This is a genomic window from Streptomyces sp. NPDC056480, assembly GCF_042795405.1.
GTDB lineage: Bacteria > Actinomycetota > Actinomycetes > Streptomycetales > Streptomycetaceae > Streptomyces.
Genome location: NZ_JBHTSA010000013.1, coordinates 21,721 through 37,210, shown reverse-complemented (window position 1 = coordinate 37,210; position 15,490 = coordinate 21,721). Strand labels below are relative to the sequence as shown.

Sequence of the window (15,490 nt, the reverse complement as noted above, 5' to 3'; positions counted from 1 at the left end):
GAACCATTCCCCGGGGCGCGGTCCTCCTGTGGTCGGACGCGGGGATGGCCGGGGGAGGGATTTCGCACAACTGCCCGTTGCGCAAAGGTGCATGAGACGCCTCATCCACCTCCCGCAAGGATCTGACTCTGTGCGAAGCACACGCATAGCGCCCCTCGTGGCCATCAGCGCGGTCGCGGCCCTCGTGCCCGCTCTCACGCCCGCCGTCGCCTCCGCGGCCGAACCGGTCACCCGGCGGACGGTCACCGCCGATCCCCTGAAGCAGTACACCCAGCAGACCCCGCGCTGGAAGCGCTGCGAGGCCCAGGGACCGGCGAACCACCAGTGCGCGACCCTCAAGGTCCCGCTCGACTACACCCGGCCGGGCGGCAGGAAGCTCGATGTCGTCGTGTCCCGGGTCAAGGCGACCAGCCCCCAGAAGCGGCGCGGCGTCCTGCTGCTCAACCCCGGTGGTCCCGGCGGCCCCGGCCTGGACATGCCGCTGTGGTTGGCGCCGGAGCTGCCCACCGCGGTGAAGGAGCAGTACGACCTCATCGGCTTCGACCCCCGGGGCGTCGGCCAGAGCTCGCCCGTGAGCTGCGGCCTGAACGAGGAGGAGCTGAACTGGCAGCGCCCGTACAAGGCCGCGACGTTCGAGAAGGACGTCCGGTGGGCGCGGACCGTCGCCGAGAAGTGCCGTGCGAGGGGCGGGGACGTCCTGCCCCACCTGACCACCCGCAACACCGCGCGGGACATGGACGTCATCCGTGCCGTGCTCGGCGAGAAGAGGATCTCGTACCTGGGGTACTCCTACGGCACCTACCTGGGCGCCGTCTACACGCAGATGTTCCCGAAGCGGACCGACCGGTTCGTGCTGGACAGCGCGGTCGACCCGCAGCGCATATGGCGCGGCATGATCCAGGTGTGGGCGGAGGGCGCGGAGCCCGCGTTCAAGCGCTGGACCGAGTGGACCGCCGAGCGGCACACCACCTACGGGCTCGGTGACACCCCGGCCGCGGTCGGGAAGACCTTCTGGGACCTGGTCGCCCGGGCGGACCGCGAACCGATCGACATCCAGGGCACCCTCCTGACCGGCGACGACATCCGCGCGGGCCGGGCCGTGTTCTTCGACGTCAAGGGCGCCGCCGAGGCGCTCGTCGAGCTCAAGAAGGCGGCCGAGGGGACCCCCGCCCCGGCGCCGTCGAGGCGGAGCACCGCGCCCCGGCACGTGCCGCCGTCGTTCGCCCGCGCCGTGCCCTCGGACAACTCGGACGCGGCCTTCTGGGCCGTGGCGTGCGCCGACACCCGCGCGTGGCCGCGCGACCCGGAGCAGTACCGCCGCGACGCGATCCGCGACAAGGCCCGGTACCCGCTCTACGGCGACTTCGCGTCGAACATCAAGCCGTGCGCGTTCTGGAAGAACGGGTCCGAGCCCGCCACGAAGGTGAACAACTCCGTCGGAGCGCTCATCCTCCAGAACGAATGGGACTCCCAGACGCCGCTGGTCAGCGGACAGGGGCTGCGCCGGACCATGAAGGGCTCCCGGATGGTCACCGTCCTCGGCGGCCAGGGCCACGGCGTCTACGGCTCCAAGTCCTGCGCCGACAAGACCGCCACCGCCTACCTGACGACGGGCAGGCTGCCGGCCGCGGACCTGACCTGCCGGGCCACCCCGGCCCAGGCACAGAACCGTCTGGACCTCCCGCTGCCGACGCCGCCGGGCATCCCGGGGCCGCACCGCTCCTGACCGGCACGGCGAACAGCCGGTGACAGGGGGCCCTCGCGCCACGAGGGCCCCCTGTCACCGGTGCGGGGCAGGCTCCTCGGCGGTCGTGGCCAGAAAGCCGGCGAGGGTGCTGCGGCGGCGGTGGAGGTCGTCGATGCGGGCGTCGGTGGCCGCCAGTTCACGGAGCATCAGCTCCCGGATGTCGGCGCACCAGTCGAAGCCCGCCCCGTCCTCGCCGGTGCACGGCAGCACGACCCGGATCACCTCGGTGGGCAGCCCGGCGGCGAGCAGGGCGCGGACCTTGCGGACCGCGGTCACCGCGTCCTCGTCGTACGCGCGGTAGCCGTTCGGGCCGCGCCGTGCCTCCAGCAGCCCCTGCGCCTCGTAGTAGCGCAGCAGCCGGGTGCTCACCCCGGTACGCCGGGACAACTCCCCGATCAGCATGCGTGCCCCGCCTTCCGCCCCGTCCGGATCGTTTGACCTTGACATCAGTGTCAACGGTTAGCGTCGAGCCATGACGAATCATTCCCCGCGTCCCGCGGACCGCTCCTTCCTGTTCGTGCTCGGCAGCTCGCGAGCCGACGGCAACACCGGGATACTCGCCAGGGCCGCCGCCGAAGCGCTGCCCGCCGACATCCCGCAGCGATGGATCGACCTGAACAGTCTGCCGTTGCCGGACTTCCAGGACGGACGCCACGAGGAGGGCGACTGGCCCGTCTCGGAGGCCGAGAGGACACTCCGGGAGGCCACTCTGGAGGCCACCGACATCGTGATCGCCTCCCCGTTGTACTGGTACACCCTCTCCGCCCAGACGAAGCGCTATCTCGACTACTGGTCGGGCTGGCTCGGCGTCCCCGGCCTCGACTTCAAGAAGCGGATGGCGGGACGGACCCTCTGGGCGGTGGCGGCCATGGCGGACGAGGACGAGGCCGTCGCCGACGGCATGTCCACCACGCTCAACAACACGGCGGCGTACCTGCGGATGCGCTTCGGCGGAGTCCTCCTCGGCAACGGCTCCCGCCCGGGCCAGGTGCGCGGCGACGAGCGCGCGCTGATCAGGGCGAAGACGTACTTCGAGGGGGAGACCCCCCTGGCGCTGTTCCCGCAGGAGAAGCGGGCGGAGCAGGAGGAGCGAGCGGCCGAGACCGCCGGCGCGACGGCCTGACCACGCGGAGGCGAAGGAACGGAGGGGGCTGACGCACCCGGACACGGTGGTTGCGCTGTGTGACGAACGCGTCGGCAGAGAGGCGTCTGGCGGGCGGAAGCCCAGGTCAGGCGCCTCAGCGCTGCCCTCAGCGGCGCGGCGGCACCTTGCTCGGACCGCTGAGCGGGGCATCCGGGCCCGTGGGCAGGCCCTCGGGGGCCGCCCCGCTCCTGGCGACCGCCGCGTGCAGTGCCCGCAGGGCGATCAGGAGGACGCCGATGTCGTCCAGGTAGACGGGGTCCGGGATCAGGTCGACCGGCGAGACCGTGTAGACCACCGCCGCCCAGAACAGGGCCTTCGACTGCAGCGGGACACCGGCGTCCACGAGCAGCCGGCGGGTCCGGAGGACCCGGAAGAGCAGAACGGCCGCGCATCCCGCGACCGCGAGCAGAAGTACCAGGGCCACGACGAGCCAGAGACTGCCGTCCACGCCGCTCTCCTTCCTCCGCGAGCTCCAGCCGCGCCGATGTGCGCAGGTTGTCAGGGTACGACGTCGGGCCGGGTGCCCGGCGTCATCGGCCAGGTCGTCCGGCGCACCGGCCAACCTGCGGTATGCCCCGTTTAGACCCCCTTGAAGCGTGACTCAGAACACTCTCCGCAACGCATTGCGCATGGATTCGAGAAGCCAGGGCAGGCGGCCGAACCGCCGGTGACACCGGCAGGGGGACTCAGAGGAACGAAAGGCCATACGCGACGTGACGGCAGCACAACAGACCATCCATGTGGGCGGAGAGTGGCGCACGGCCCTGACCGGGGCCACGCGCGAGATCATCGACCCCGTCGACGAGACCGCCTTCGCGGTCGTGGCGGAGGGTGGTGTCCTGGACACCGACGACGCCGTGGCCGCGGCACGAGCCGCGTTCGACGACGGCTCCTGGCCGCGTACACCGGTCGCCGAGCGGGCCGCCCTGCTGCGGCGGGTCGCCGACCTGCTCGAGCGCGACCGCGAGCGGATCGGAGCCCTGGAGAGCCAGGACGCGGGCAAGACCCTCGAGGAGGGCCGCGTCGACGTCGACTGCGTCCGCGACGCCTTCCGCTACTTCGCCGACCTCGTCGAGAAGGAGGACGGCGGACGGGTCGTCGACGCCGGTTCGGCCGACATCCGCAGCGTCGTCGTGCACGAGCCCGTCGGGGTGTGCGCCCTGATCACGCCCTGGAACTACCCGCTGCTCCAGGCCAGCTGGAAGATCGCACCGGCCCTCGCCGCCGGCAACACGTTCGTGATCAAGCCCAGCGAGATCACCCCGCTGAGCACCGTCGTGCTGGTCGAACTGCTCCTGGAGGCCGGACTGCCGCTCGGCGCGGCCAACATCGTCACCGGCCCCGGCCACACCGTCGGCGCCCGGCTCGCCGAGCACCCCGACGTCGACCTGGTCTCGTTCACCGGCGGTCTCGTCAGCGGCACGAAGGTCGCCAAGGCCGCCGCCGACAGTGTGAAGAAGGTCGCCCTCGAACTGGGCGGCAAGAACCCCAACGTCGTGTTCGCCGACGCCTGCGCGACACCCGAGGGCTTCGACACCGCCGTCGACCAGGCGCTCAACGCCGCCTTCATCCACAGCGGCCAGGTCTGCTCCGCCGGCTCCCGCCTCATCGTCGAGGAGCCCCTGCGCAAGCGCTTCGTCGCCGAGCTCGCACGCCGGGCCGAACTGATCCGGCTCGGCCGCGGCACCGACGAGGGCGTCGAGTGCGGCCCGCTGGTCTCCGCCGCCCAGGTGGCGAGGACCGAGGAGTACGTGGCCTCCGCACTCGGCGAGGGAGCGGTGCTGCGCGCGGGCGGCGAGCGCCCCGCCGGTCCCGGCTACTTCTACCGGCCCACCGTCCTCGACCGGTGCCACCGCCGCATGCGCGTCGTCCGCGAGGAGATCTTCGGCCCCGTCCTCACCGTCGAGACCTTCCGCACCGAGGAGGAGGCCGTCGCCCTCGCCAACGACACCGAGTACGGCCTCGCCGGAGCGGTGTGGACCTCCGACGCGGACCGCGCCCGGCGGGTCGCGGCCCGACTGCGCCACGGCACCGTCTGGATCAACGACTTCCACCCCTACCTGCCCCAGGCGGAATGGGGCGGCTTCGGCAAGTCCGGCATCGGCCGCGAACTGGGCCCCAGCGGTCTCGCCGAGTACCGCGAGGCCAAGCACATCTACCAGAACCTCGCTCCGCGCCCCGTGCGCTGGTTCGCGGGCGCGACGGCGAAGGACCAGGCATGAACGACCAGCACCTGTACGACTACGTCGTCGTCGGCGGCGGCACCGCCGGTTCGGTGATCGCCTCCCGGCTGACCGAGAACCCGGACGTCACCGTCGCCGTCATCGAGGGCGGCCCCAGCGACGTCGGCCGCGACGACGTCCTCACCCTCCGCCGCTGGATGGGCCTGCTCGGCGGCGAGCTGGACTACGACTACCCCACCACCGAACAGCCGCGCGGCAACTCGTACATCCGCCACAGCCGCGCGCGGGTCCTCGGCGGCTGCTCCTCGCACAACACCCTCATCGCCTTCAAGCCCCTGCCCTCCGACTGGGACGAGTGGGCCGAGGCCGGCGCGGAGGGCTGGGACGCGGCGGCGATGGATCCGTACTTCGCCCGGCTGCGCAACAACATCGTCCCCGTCGACGAGGCCGACCGGAACGCGATAGCCCGGGACTTCGTCGACGCGGCGCAGACCGCGCTCGGCGTGCCGCGCGTCGAGGGCTTCAACCGGCAGCCCTTCCACGAGGGCGTGGGCTTCTTCGACCTCGCCTACCACCCCGAGAACAACAAGCGGTCCTCCGCCTCGGTCGCCTATCTGCATCCGTTCCTGGACCGGCCGAACCTGCACATCGCCCTGGAGACCTGGGCGTTCCGCCTCGAACTCGAGGGCACCCGCGCCACCGGCGTGCACATCCGCACCAAGGAGGGCGAGGAGCACGTCGTACGTGCCCGGCGCGAGGTCCTGGTGTGCGCCGGGGCCGTGGACACCCCGCGCCTGCTGCTGCACTCCGGCATCGGACCGCGGGCGGACCTGGAGAAGCTCGGCATCCCCGTCGTCCACGACCTGCCCGGTGTGGGGGAGAACCTCCTCGACCACCCCGAGTCGGTCATCGTGTGGGAGACGCACGGCCCGATCCCGGAGAACTCCGCGATGGACTCCGACGCCGGGCTCTTCGTCCGCCGCGACCCGGAGTCCGAGGGGCCGGACCTGATGTTCCACTTCTACCAGATCCCCTTCACCGACAACCCCGAGCGGATCGGCTACGAACGGCCCCCGCACGGCGTGTCCATGACCCCGAACATCCCCAAGCCGCGCAGCCGCGGCCGGCTCTACCTCACGAGCGCCGACCCCGAGGTCAAACCCGCCCTCGACTTCCGGTACTTCACCGACGAGGACGACTACGACGGCCGGACGCTCGTCGACGGGATCCGCATCGCACGGGAGATCGCGGCGAGCGAACCACTGGCCGGATGGCTGAAGCGCGAGGTCTGTCCGGGCCCCGAGGTCACCTCCGACGAGGAGCTCAGCGCCTACGCCCGTCATGTCGCCCACACCGTCTACCACCCGGCCGGCACCTGCCGGATGGGCTCCGCGGACGACGAACTCGCCGTCGTCGCACCCGATCTGAGGATCCGGGGCCTCGACGGCATCCGGATCGCCGACGCGTCCGTCTTCCCGACCATGACCGCCGTCAACCCGATGATCGGCGTCCTCATGGTCGGCGAGAAGTGCGTGGACCTGCTGGGAGGCACCCGACGATGAACGAACCGACGCAGGACACCGCCGCACCCGTCTTCTCCGTACGCGAGCTGTGGAAGGTCTTCGGTCCGAAGGCCGACCGCGTGCCCGCGGACCAGGAGCTCGCCTCGCTCGACGCCACGGAGCTGCGCGAGCGCACCGGCTGCACCGCCGCCGTCCGCGACGTCTCCTTCGACGTCCGCAAGGGCGAGGTCTTCGTCGTCATGGGCCTCTCGGGCTCCGGCAAGTCGACGCTCGTCCGCTGCCTCACCCGGCTCATCGAACCGACCTCGGGCAGCATCTCCATCGACGGCGAGGACGTGCTGTCCATGGACACCGGCCGGCTCCGCGCGCTGCGCCGGCACCGGGCGGCCATGGTCTTCCAGCACTTCGGTCTGCTCCCGCACCGGACGGTGCTCGACAACGTCGCGTACGGGCTGGAGATCCAGGGCATGGGACGCGCCGAACGGCGCGAGCACGCCGCCGAGTTCGTCACCAAGGTCGGCCTGGAGGGCATGGAGCACCGCAGGCCGAGCCAGCTGTCCGGCGGCCAGCAGCAGCGGGTCGGACTGGCCCGCGCACTCGCCGTGGACCCCGAAGTCCTCCTGTTCGACGAGCCGTTCAGCGCACTCGACCCGCTCATCCGCCGGGACATGCAGGAGGAGGTCGTCCGCCTGCACCGCGAGGAGGGCCGCACGATGGTCTTCATCACCCACGACCTGAGCGAGGCGCTGAAGCTCGGCGACCGCATCGCGCTGATGCGCGACGGCCGGATCGTGCAGCTCGGCACCCCGGAGGAGATCGTGGGCACCCCCGCCGACGACTACGTCAGGGACTTCGTCCGGGACGTGCCGCGCGAGCAGGTGCTGACCGTCCGCTCGGCGATGCGCCCCGCGCTCGCCGACGAGCACGAGGCCGGCCCCGCGCTCGCGCCGAGCGCCACCGTTCACGAGGCCATCGAGGCAGTCGCCCGTACGGGCGTCAACGCGCGGGTCGTCGAGAACGGCCGCTGCCTCGGCGTGGTCGACCACGCGGGACTCCTCGGTGTCGTCGCCGGGGTCCCGGCCACGACGCGGAAGGCGGTGGCCTGATGTACGCCCATACGACCTGGCCGCCGCCGGGCGGCACGACCGGCGCACCGAACCGGGCGCCGCGGCGCGCCGCAGCCGACGCCGTGAACCGGGCGCCGCGATTCTCCGCGACCGCCTCCGACGCCCTCGGGCGGTGGGGCCGATGACCGCCACCGTCACCCCCGCCCCGCCCCGCCCCACGACCCCCTCCGACGCCGCGCCCGGTGCGCTGCGCACGCTCGCGCGCCACCGCGGCCGGCTGATCGGCGCCGGCGCGGCCCTCGCGCTCGTCCTCGGAGCCGTACTCCTGGGCGGCGGAAGCTGGCCCTCGTCACTCGCCGTCGATCTGTCCGGGCCGCTGGAGCGCACCAGCGACTGGATCATCGACAACCGAGACGGCCACCCGCTGTTCCTCTACTTCCTCGGACACGTCAGCAACGTCGTGGTCGTGTCCGTCCGCGCGGTGTACCTGCTGCTGCTCGCCCTCGGCTGGGCCGGCGTCACCGCGGGCGCCGGACTGCTGGCCTGGCGGGTCGCGGGCCCCCGCCTCGCGCTGACCTCCGTCGCCGCCTTCGGGGCCTGCGGACTGCTCGGCATGTGGGTGCCCACCATGCAGACACTCGCCCTGATGGTCGTCGCCGTCGCCGCGTCCGTCCTGCTCGGCGGTCTCCTCGGCCTGGCCGCCGGCCTGTCCGACCGGATGGACAGGATCCTGCGGCCGGTGCTCGACACCATGCAGGTCCTGCCCGCCTTCGCGTACCTCCTGCCCGTCGTCCTCGTCTTCGGCATCGGCGTACCCGCGGCCGTCCTCGCGACCGTCGTCTACGCCGCCCCGCCCATGGCCCGGCTCACCGCCCTCGGGCTGCGCGGCGCTGACGCCGGCGTGATGGAGGCCGCCGCGTCGCTCGGCGCCACCGGCAGGCAGCGACTGCTGACCGCCCGGCTGCCGCTGGCCCGCAAGGAGCTCCTGCTCGGCGTCAACCAGTCGATCATGATGGCGCTCGGCATGGCCGTCATCGCGTCCGTCATCGGCGCGGGCGGTCTCGGCGACCGCGTCTACCAGGCCCTTGCCTCCGTCGACGTCGGTGCCGCCCTGGCCGCCGGCGTGCCGATCGTGCTGCTCGCGATCGTCCTGGACCGGGTCACCGCCGCGGCCGGCGAGCGGATCGGCGCGGCCCCGGCCGGCCGGGCCCGGCTCGGCTGGGCCGTCGCCCTCGTGGCGACCGCCGTCGTCGCCGCCGCGGGCCGCCTGACCGACCGCCTCACCTGGCCGGCCGCGTGGACGGTCGACATGGCCGAGCCCGTGAACACGGCCGTCGACTGGATGACCGCCCACCTCTACTCAGGAGTGCCCGTCGTCGGAGGCACCGCCGACTGGGCGGGCCGGTTCACCACCTGGGTCCTCAACCCCCTGCGCGACGGCCTGCAGTGGCTGCCCTGGTGGTCGGTCCTGCTGACCGTGGGCGCCCTCGCCCTCGTCATCGGCACCTGGCGCACGGCCGTGACCGCCGTCCTCGCGATGGCGGCGATCGGTGTGCTGGGCGTCTGGGCCCCGGCGCTCGACACCCTGTCGCAGGTCCTCGCCGCCGTCGCCGTGACGCTGGTGCTCGGTGTCGCGCTCGGTGTCGCCGCGGCCCGCAGCACGCGCCTCGGACGCGCGCTGCGCCCGGTGCTCGACGTCTTCCAGACGATGCCGCAGTTCGTGTACCTGATTCCCGTCGTCGCCCTCTTCGGCGTGGGCCGCGCCCCGGCGGTCGCCGCCGCCGTGGTCTACGCGCTGCCCGCGGTCGTACGGATCACGGCCCAGGGCGTACGCGGGGTGGACCCGGCCGCCATGGAGTCCTCGCGCTCGCTCGGCGCGACCGGACGGCAGCAGCTGTTCCAGGTCCAACTGCCGCTGGCACGGCCCGCGCTGCTGCTCGCCGTCAACCAGGGTGTGGTGCTCGTCCTCGCCGTCGTCGTCATCGGCGGCCTCGTGGGCGGCGGCGCGCTCGGCTACGACGCGGTCTTCGGCCTCGCCCAGGGCGACCTGGCCACCGGTCTGGTCGCGGGCGCGGCGATCGTCTGCCTCGGCCTGATGCTCGACCGTGTCACCCAGCCGACGCAGCGCCGTGACCTCGCGGGAAAGGGGGCCTGAGATGGCTCGCACACGTATCGCACTCGGCGGCTCCGCACTCGTGACCGCCGCCGCACTGACGGTGGGCCTCACGGGCTGCGGCGCCGCCGACATGACCCGCCAGTCCTCCCCGTACGCCGACGCGAAGGGCTCCCGTACGGTCACGCTCTCCGTGCAGTCGTGGGTGGGCGCGCAGGCCAACGTCGCCGTCGCCCAGTACCTCCTGGAGCACGAGCTCGGCTATCGGGTGGACACCGTGCAGATCGACGAGGTGCCCGCCTGGGACGCGCTCAGCCAGGGCCGGGTGGACGCCATCCTGGAGGACTGGGGCCACCCGGAGCAGGAGAAGCGGTACATCGACGACAAGGGCACCATCCGGCGCGGCGGCGACCTCGGGGTCACCGGCCACATCGGCTGGTTCGTGCCGACGTACTTCGCCGAGCAGCACCCCGACGTCACCGACTGGAAGAACCTGAACAAGTACGCCGACGAGCTCCGCACCGCGGAGAGCGGCGGCAAGGGCCAGCTCCTCGACGGCTCCCCGTCGTACGTGACGAACGACAAGGCGCTGGTGGACAGCCTGGACCTCGACTACCAGGTCGTGTTCGCGGGCTCCGAGGCGGCGCAGATCACCCAGATCAAGCAGTTCGCCAAGGAGAAGAAGCCCTTCCTGAGCTACTGGTACAAGCCCCAGTGGCTGTTCGAGAAGGTCCCCATGACGGAGGTGAAGCTGCCCGCCTACAGGGAGGGCTGCGACGCCGACCCGGAGAAGGTGGCCTGCGCGTACCCGCACACCCCCCTGCAGAAGTTCCTCAACGCCCGCTTCGCGGACGGCGGAGGGGACGCGGCCGCCTTCCTGAAGAGGTTCCGCTGGACGACCGACATGCAGAACGACGTCGCCCTGATGATCGCGGACCAGAAGCTGTCGCCGCAGGAGGCGGCGGGCCGCTGGGTGAAGGAGAACGAGGCCACCTGGCGGACGTGGCTCCCGTCCTGACCGGGTGCGGCGGGCCGAACGCGAACACCGGCCCGCCGCACGGCCTCACCCCCGGACCCGGGGTTCCGCCGAGGCGCGCCGCCCTCGGGCGTACCGGCGGCCGAGGGGCTCGGCGCTCAGACCGTGCAGCACGATGCTGACCATGACGGTGATCACCATCACCCGCGAGATGAAGTCACCGCCGCCGGCGGCGGGCAGTTCGATCGCGGCGAGGAGGCCGAAGACCACCGAGGCCACTCCTCTGGGCCCCATCCACCCCAGGAACAGCCGGTCGGACAGGGACAGATCCGTGCCCACGAGGGCGAGCATCACCGGCACCAGGCGGACCAGGGTGCAGGCGAGGACGGCGTAGAGCACGACGGACAGGTGGAAGCCGTCCCAGAACTCGTCGCTGACCAGCTGGCCGAAGAGGAACCACAGGGCGAGGGTCGAAAGGGTGACCAGGTCGTCCGTCATCCGCACGGTGCCCTCGGGGAGGTGCCGCATCGCCGGGGCGACGCAGACGCCGGCGACGAACGAGGCCACGAAGCCGTTGCCGCCGAGGAAGACGGACAGGGAGTACGCGGCGAGGGGCACGCTCAGCACCGCGAGTCTGGCCGCGGCGGGCAGCGTCCAGCCCTTCGCCCAGGACCGGCGCAGCAGCCGTCCGGCCAGCCAGCCGACGAGCGATCCGGCTCCGACGGCCCAGCCCGCCGCTCCGACGGCGTCGAGGAGCGCCTCGGCGTAGTCCGAGCCCGCCGTGTGGTACTCGGCCGCGGCGGCGACGCAGATCAGGAACACCGGTGAGACGATCCCGTCGCTGAGCCCGCCCTCGACGTTGAGCACCTCCCTGAGCCGCGCCGGGATGCGCTCGTCCCGCACGAGGGTCGCGGCGGGCGCCAGGTCGAGGGGGACGACGACCGTCGCCAGGGTCGCGAGCACCCATCCGGGCCGGTCGGGGAAGAACGCGAGCGCGGCCAGGAAGGCCGCTCCCAGGGTCAGCGGCAACGCGCCGCCCAGGAGACGGGCGACGACGCTCCTCTCCCGGCGGATGCCCCCTGCCGGAACCTCGGTCGCGTCGACGAAGAGCAGCAGGGCCAGGACGACCTCCACCGCGCGTTCGAAGCCGGCCAGGTCGCCGAAGTCGAAGACGAGCGGCGGGTCCGAGCCGCTGGTGAGGGCGATGCCCGCCACCATCATGGCGATCGGTGCGGTGATGCTCCACAGCGCGAGGCGGCGCGACAGGACGCACCAGGTGAACAGAATGCCCGCGATGACGGTGACGGCAAGCAAGACATCCGCGCTTTCGGGGAGGCTCGGTCCCGGCGGGTTCGTCCCGGCGTTGCAGCGTAAGGCGGATGCCGCGCCGTCCCGTGACAGCACGCCGACGGCGTCCCTCCAGGGGCGGTGCCCACCGGGGAACCGCTCACCGCTCAGGCGGAGTGTTCCCTCTCCTGCCCGTGCCCCGGTACGCCTCCGGTGCCGAACGCGCGGCGGTAGGCGGCGGGCGAGACACCGAAGGCCGTACGCATGTGCGCCCGCAGGGAGTTCCCGGAGCCGAGGCCCGCGCGGTGGGCGACGAGGTCGATCGGAAGGTCGGTCGTCTCCAGGAGCTGCCTGGCCAGTTCGAGCCGTTGGGCCGTGAGCCACTGCACCGGGGTCACCCCGACCTCGTCGCGGAACCGCCGGGTGAAGGACCGCAGGCTCATCCGGGCGTGCTCGGCGAGCCGGGCCAGGGTGAGGGGCTCGGCGAGGTGCTCCAGGGCCCAGGCGCGGGTGGCGGTGGTGCTGGCGAGGGTGGGCTCCGGCACGGGCCTGTCGATGAACTGGGCCTGCCCGCCGTCCCGCCAGGGAGGCACCACGCACATGCGGGCGGCGCGGTTGGCGACCGATGCGCCGTGGTCGCGGCGGATCATGTGCAGGCAGAGGTCGACCCCCGCGGCCACCCCCGCGGAGGTCAGCACGTCGCCGTCGTCGACGAAGAGCACGTCCTCGTCCACCTTGACCCGGGGGTAGGCCCGGCGGAACTCCGGGGCCAGGTTCCAGTGCGTGGTGGCCGGCCGGCCGTCGAGGAGCCCGGCGGCGGCCAGCACGTACGACCCGGTGCAGATGGACACCAGCCGGGTGCCGGGCCGGATCCCGTCGATGGCCGCGGCGACCTCGGGCGGCAGCGGGCCGCCACGGCCGAGCTCGGGCATGGCGTGCGTGGGCGGCAGGACCACGGTGTCTGCGGCGGCGAGCGCCTCTGGACCGGCCGAGGGCTGGACGATGAACCCGGCGTCGCTGAGGACCGGGGCGCCGTCGGCCGTACAGATCGTGACCTCGTACAGGGGACGGCCGCCGTCGTCCTCGGCGCTGCCGAAGACCCGGGAGGGGATGCCGAGCTCGAACGGAGGCACTCCGGGCAGCGCGAGCACGGCGACCCGGTGCGGCGGCGCCGGCGCCTTCTCCTCCGTGGTCCCCCTCGTCCGGTCTGCGTCTCTGCCCATGGCCAGATCCTGTCACATGCTGGCCAAACGGCCAACACCAGGGAGGACCGCGGTACCGGATCGTGGACGCATCGCCGCCGGAACGGTCCGGGGGCACACCGATCGAGACGGAAACGAGGCGGACGGCATGCGTGCGGTGGTCGTGGAGCAGTGGGGCGGACCCGAGAACCTGGTCGAGCGCGAGGTGGAGCGCCCCGAGCCCGGCCTGGGCGAGGTCCTGGTGCGGGTCCACGCGGCCGGGGTGAACCCCGTGGACTGGAAGACCCGCGCCGGCGGGGCCCTCATCGAGTGGGGCGCCGTCCCGGCCGTCGGGTGGGACGTGTCCGGCACGGTCGAGGCCGTCGGCCCCGGGGTGGGAATCCTCCGACCCGGCGACGAGGTCTTCGGCATGCCGCTCTTCCCCCGGCAGGCGGGCGCGTACGCCGAGTACGTGGTGGCCCCGGCGCGGCACCTCGCCCCCAAGCCCGCCTCCCTGACCCACGTGGAGGCCGCGGCGCTGCCGCTCGCCGCGCTCACCGCCTGGCAGGCCCTCGTCGACGCGGCGGACGTCCGCCCCGGAGAGCGGGTCCTCGTCCACGCGGCGGCCGGCGGAGTGGGGCACCTCGCCGTGCAGATCGCCAAGGCCCGCGGGGCGTACGTCATCGGCACGGCGAGCGCGGGCAAGCACGACCTGCTGCGCGAACTGGGCGCGGACGAGGTGGTCGACTACCGGGAGACCCGCTTCGAGGACGTCGTCTCCGACGTGGACGTCGTCCTGGACGGCATCGGGGGAGAGACGGCGGAACGCTCCCTGAAGGTGCTCCGTGACGGGGGCAGGCTGATCACCCTGCCGGGCCCGGACGACGTCCCCGCCGCGCAGGACGGTGTACAGGCGTCCTGGGTCCTCGTGGAGCCCGACCACCTGGGCCTGCGCGAGATCGCGGCCCTGGTGGAGCGCGGGCTGCTCAGGCCGGTGGTCGACGTCGTCGTGCCGCTCGCCGAGGCGGCGAAGGCCCACGCGATCGGCGAACAGGGCCGCACCACGGGCAAGATCGTCCTGACGGTCGTCTGAGCCACGGGCGGGAGCGTCCGGGTGGTGGTGTGAGCCTCGGGCGGGAGCGTCCGGGTGGTCGTCTGAGCCACGAGCGGGAGCGTCCGGGGGGTGGTGTGAGCCACGGGCCTGATGGTCCGGGCGGTGGTCCGCGCCTCCTGGCGGTGGTCCGCGCCTCCGGCCGGATCGTCCGGGTGGTGGTCCGCGCCGCGGGGCCGCCGTGCAGAATGATCTTCGTTACGTTCCCGCGCGGAAGGCCCCCCGATGAAACTGCCCGGTTCCGGCCGTCGTGTCCTCGTCAGCGGTGCCTCCAGAGGACTGGGCCGGGCGGTCGCCCAGGCGTTCGCGGCCAACGGCGACCGGGTCGCCGTCCACTTCGGCTCGCGCGCCGAGGAGGCCCGCGTCACCCTGGAGTCCCTCGACGGAACGGGCCACGCCCTCGTCGGGGGCGACCTCGCGGACCCGGCGGGCGCCGTGGCCGTGGCCGACGCGGCGGCCGAGGCGCTCGGCGGGATCGACGTACTGGTGAACAACGCGGCGGTGAACCTCCGCCACCCCCTCCCCGAGACCCCGTACGAGGAGTGGGCGGCGGTCTGGCAGCGGCACGTGTCCGTGAACCTGCTCGCCACCGCGAACCTGAGCCATCTCGCCGCCCGGCGGATGATCGACCAGGGTACGGGCGGCCGCATCGTGAACATCGGTTCCCGCGGGGCCTTCCGCGGCGAACCCGACCACCCTGCCTACGGCGCCACCAAGGCGGCCGTCCACGCGCTCGGTCAGTCCCTCGCGGTCTCCCTCGCCCCGTACGGGATCGCCGTCGCCTCGGTCGCGCCCGGATTCTTCGCCACGGAGCGGGTCTCGTCCCGCTTGGAGGGGGCCGAAGGAGCCGCGATCCGTGCCCAGAGCCCGTTCGGCCGGGTGGCGGAGCCCGTCGAGATCGCGGAGGCGGTGCTGTGGCTCGCGTCTCCCGCCGCGGAATGGTCGTCCGGGGCGATCCTCGACCTCAACGGAGCGTCGCACCTCCGTAGCTGACCCCGATCGTCGACGATGCCGGCCGAGACATGTCTCGGCCGGCACTTCTTTTTGCCATGAATGGCCGGACGTTTGTGTGATATCGGGGAAATGAAACGATTGGCTGGCTTTGGGTGACGGCCCCCGGGAGGGGATCTTGACTGCCCGTCGGGGGCGAAGTTACGT

General features: G+C 72.7%; 13 protein-coding genes. 9 read left to right on the top strand and 4 right to left on the bottom strand.

The window, feature by feature from the left end; translation table 11 throughout:
• Positions 1-130 precede the first annotated feature (130 nt).
• Positions 131-1,726 carry an alpha/beta hydrolase gene (locus tag ACFQ79_RS08965; RefSeq protein ID WP_383580484.1) on the top strand — a complete coding sequence of 532 codons (1,596 nt, stop codon included), beginning with the start codon at positions 131-133 and terminating at the stop codon, positions 1,724-1,726.
• A 54-nt stretch (positions 1,727-1,780) separates the two neighbouring features.
• Here ACFQ79_RS08965 and ACFQ79_RS08960 read toward each other — a convergent pair whose 3' ends face one another.
• The gene (locus tag ACFQ79_RS08960) at positions 1,781-2,149 is read right to left on the bottom strand and encodes a MerR family transcriptional regulator (protein ID WP_383580482.1); all 369 of its coding nucleotides are present in this window, start codon (positions 2,147-2,149) and stop codon (positions 1,781-1,783) included.
• A 70-nt stretch (positions 2,150-2,219) separates the two neighbouring features.
• On the opposite strand from ACFQ79_RS08960, the gene ACFQ79_RS08955 reads away from it, so the two are divergent.
• Positions 2,220-2,870, top strand: coding sequence for a flavodoxin family protein (locus ACFQ79_RS08955; RefSeq protein ID WP_383580480.1), 651 nt, complete (start codon positions 2,220-2,222; stop codon positions 2,868-2,870).
• A 127-nt stretch (positions 2,871-2,997) separates the two neighbouring features.
• Here ACFQ79_RS08955 and ACFQ79_RS08950 read toward each other — a convergent pair whose 3' ends face one another.
• Entirely contained in the window at positions 2,998-3,339 is a 342-nt protein-coding gene (locus ACFQ79_RS08950; protein ID WP_383580477.1) for a YkvA family protein, read from the bottom strand.
• Positions 3,340-3,604: 265 nt separating this feature from the next.
• Here ACFQ79_RS08950 and ACFQ79_RS08945 point away from each other — a divergent pair, with 265 nt between their 5' ends.
• The 5 genes from ACFQ79_RS08945 to ACFQ79_RS08925 all read left to right on the top strand — a co-directional run bounded on the left by ACFQ79_RS08945 (position 3,605) and on the right by ACFQ79_RS08925 (position 10,795).
• Positions 3,605-5,113, top strand: a complete 1,509-nt coding sequence (locus tag ACFQ79_RS08945) for an aldehyde dehydrogenase family protein (protein ID WP_383580475.1) — start codon at positions 3,605-3,607, stop codon at positions 5,111-5,113.
• Positions 5,110-6,636 carry a GMC family oxidoreductase gene (locus ACFQ79_RS08940; RefSeq protein ID WP_383580472.1) on the top strand — a complete coding sequence of 509 codons (1,527 nt, stop codon included), beginning with the start codon at positions 5,110-5,112 and terminating at the stop codon, positions 6,634-6,636. The genes ACFQ79_RS08945 and ACFQ79_RS08940 overlap by 4 nt, the downstream gene beginning before the upstream one ends.
• Positions 6,633-7,703 carry a glycine betaine/L-proline ABC transporter ATP-binding protein gene (locus ACFQ79_RS08935; RefSeq protein ID WP_383580470.1) on the top strand — a complete coding sequence of 357 codons (1,071 nt, stop codon included), beginning with the start codon at positions 6,633-6,635 and terminating at the stop codon, positions 7,701-7,703. The genes ACFQ79_RS08940 and ACFQ79_RS08935 overlap by 4 nt, the downstream gene beginning before the upstream one ends.
• A 142-nt stretch (positions 7,704-7,845) precedes the next feature.
• Positions 7,846-9,819, top strand: a complete 1,974-nt coding sequence (locus ACFQ79_RS08930; RefSeq protein WP_383580468.1) for an ABC transporter permease — start codon at positions 7,846-7,848, stop codon at positions 9,817-9,819.
• Between the two features lies 1 nt (position 9,820).
• Entirely contained in the window at positions 9,821-10,795 is a 975-nt protein-coding gene (locus tag ACFQ79_RS08925; RefSeq protein ID WP_383580466.1) for an ABC transporter substrate-binding protein, read from the top strand.
• Positions 10,796-10,840: 45 nt separating this feature from the next.
• Here ACFQ79_RS08925 and ACFQ79_RS08920 read toward each other — a convergent pair whose 3' ends face one another.
• Entirely contained in the window at positions 10,841-12,067 is a 1,227-nt protein-coding gene (locus ACFQ79_RS08920; protein ID WP_383580464.1) for a cation:proton antiporter, read from the bottom strand.
• A 140-nt stretch (positions 12,068-12,207) separates the two neighbouring features.
• Positions 12,208-13,263 (bottom strand): GlxA family transcriptional regulator, encoded by a 1,056-nt coding sequence (locus tag ACFQ79_RS08915; RefSeq protein ID WP_383580462.1) that lies wholly within the window; start codon positions 13,261-13,263, stop codon positions 12,208-12,210.
• Between the two features lie 127 nt (positions 13,264-13,390).
• On the opposite strand from ACFQ79_RS08915, the gene ACFQ79_RS08910 reads away from it, so the two are divergent.
• Together ACFQ79_RS08910 and ACFQ79_RS08905 are read left to right on the top strand one after the other, a co-directional pair.
• Positions 13,391-14,314, top strand: coding sequence for an NADP-dependent oxidoreductase (locus ACFQ79_RS08910; protein ID WP_383580460.1), 924 nt, complete (start codon positions 13,391-13,393; stop codon positions 14,312-14,314).
• A 243-nt stretch (positions 14,315-14,557) separates the two neighbouring features.
• On the top strand, positions 14,558-15,325 hold the full coding sequence (locus ACFQ79_RS08905) for an SDR family NAD(P)-dependent oxidoreductase (protein ID WP_383580458.1): 768 nt from the start codon (positions 14,558-14,560) through the stop codon (positions 15,323-15,325).
• Positions 15,326-15,490: the final 165 nt, after the last annotated feature.

Bases quoted from the DNA above. Each gene is read 5' to 3' on its own strand.
- ACFQ79_RS08915 (WP_383580462.1), bottom strand. From the start codon at position 13,263: ATGGGCAGAGACGCAGACCGGACGAGGGGGACCACGGAGGAGAAGGCG.
- ACFQ79_RS08960 (WP_383580482.1), bottom strand. From the start codon at position 2,149: ATGCTGATCGGGGAGTTGTCCCGGCGTACCGGGGTGAGCACCCGGCTG.
- ACFQ79_RS08925 (WP_383580466.1), top strand. From the start codon at position 9,821: ATGGCTCGCACACGTATCGCACTCGGCGGCTCCGCACTCGTGACCGCC.
- ACFQ79_RS08930 (WP_383580468.1), top strand. From the start codon at position 7,846: ATGACCGCCACCGTCACCCCCGCCCCGCCCCGCCCCACGACCCCCTCC.
- ACFQ79_RS08905 (WP_383580458.1), top strand. From the start codon at position 14,558: ATGAAACTGCCCGGTTCCGGCCGTCGTGTCCTCGTCAGCGGTGCCTCC.
- ACFQ79_RS08935 (WP_383580470.1), top strand. From the start codon at position 6,633: ATGAACGAACCGACGCAGGACACCGCCGCACCCGTCTTCTCCGTACGC.
- ACFQ79_RS08940 (WP_383580472.1), top strand. From the start codon at position 5,110: ATGAACGACCAGCACCTGTACGACTACGTCGTCGTCGGCGGCGGCACC.
- ACFQ79_RS08955 (WP_383580480.1), top strand. From the start codon at position 2,220: ATGACGAATCATTCCCCGCGTCCCGCGGACCGCTCCTTCCTGTTCGTG.
- ACFQ79_RS08910 (WP_383580460.1), top strand. From the start codon at position 13,391: ATGCGTGCGGTGGTCGTGGAGCAGTGGGGCGGACCCGAGAACCTGGTC.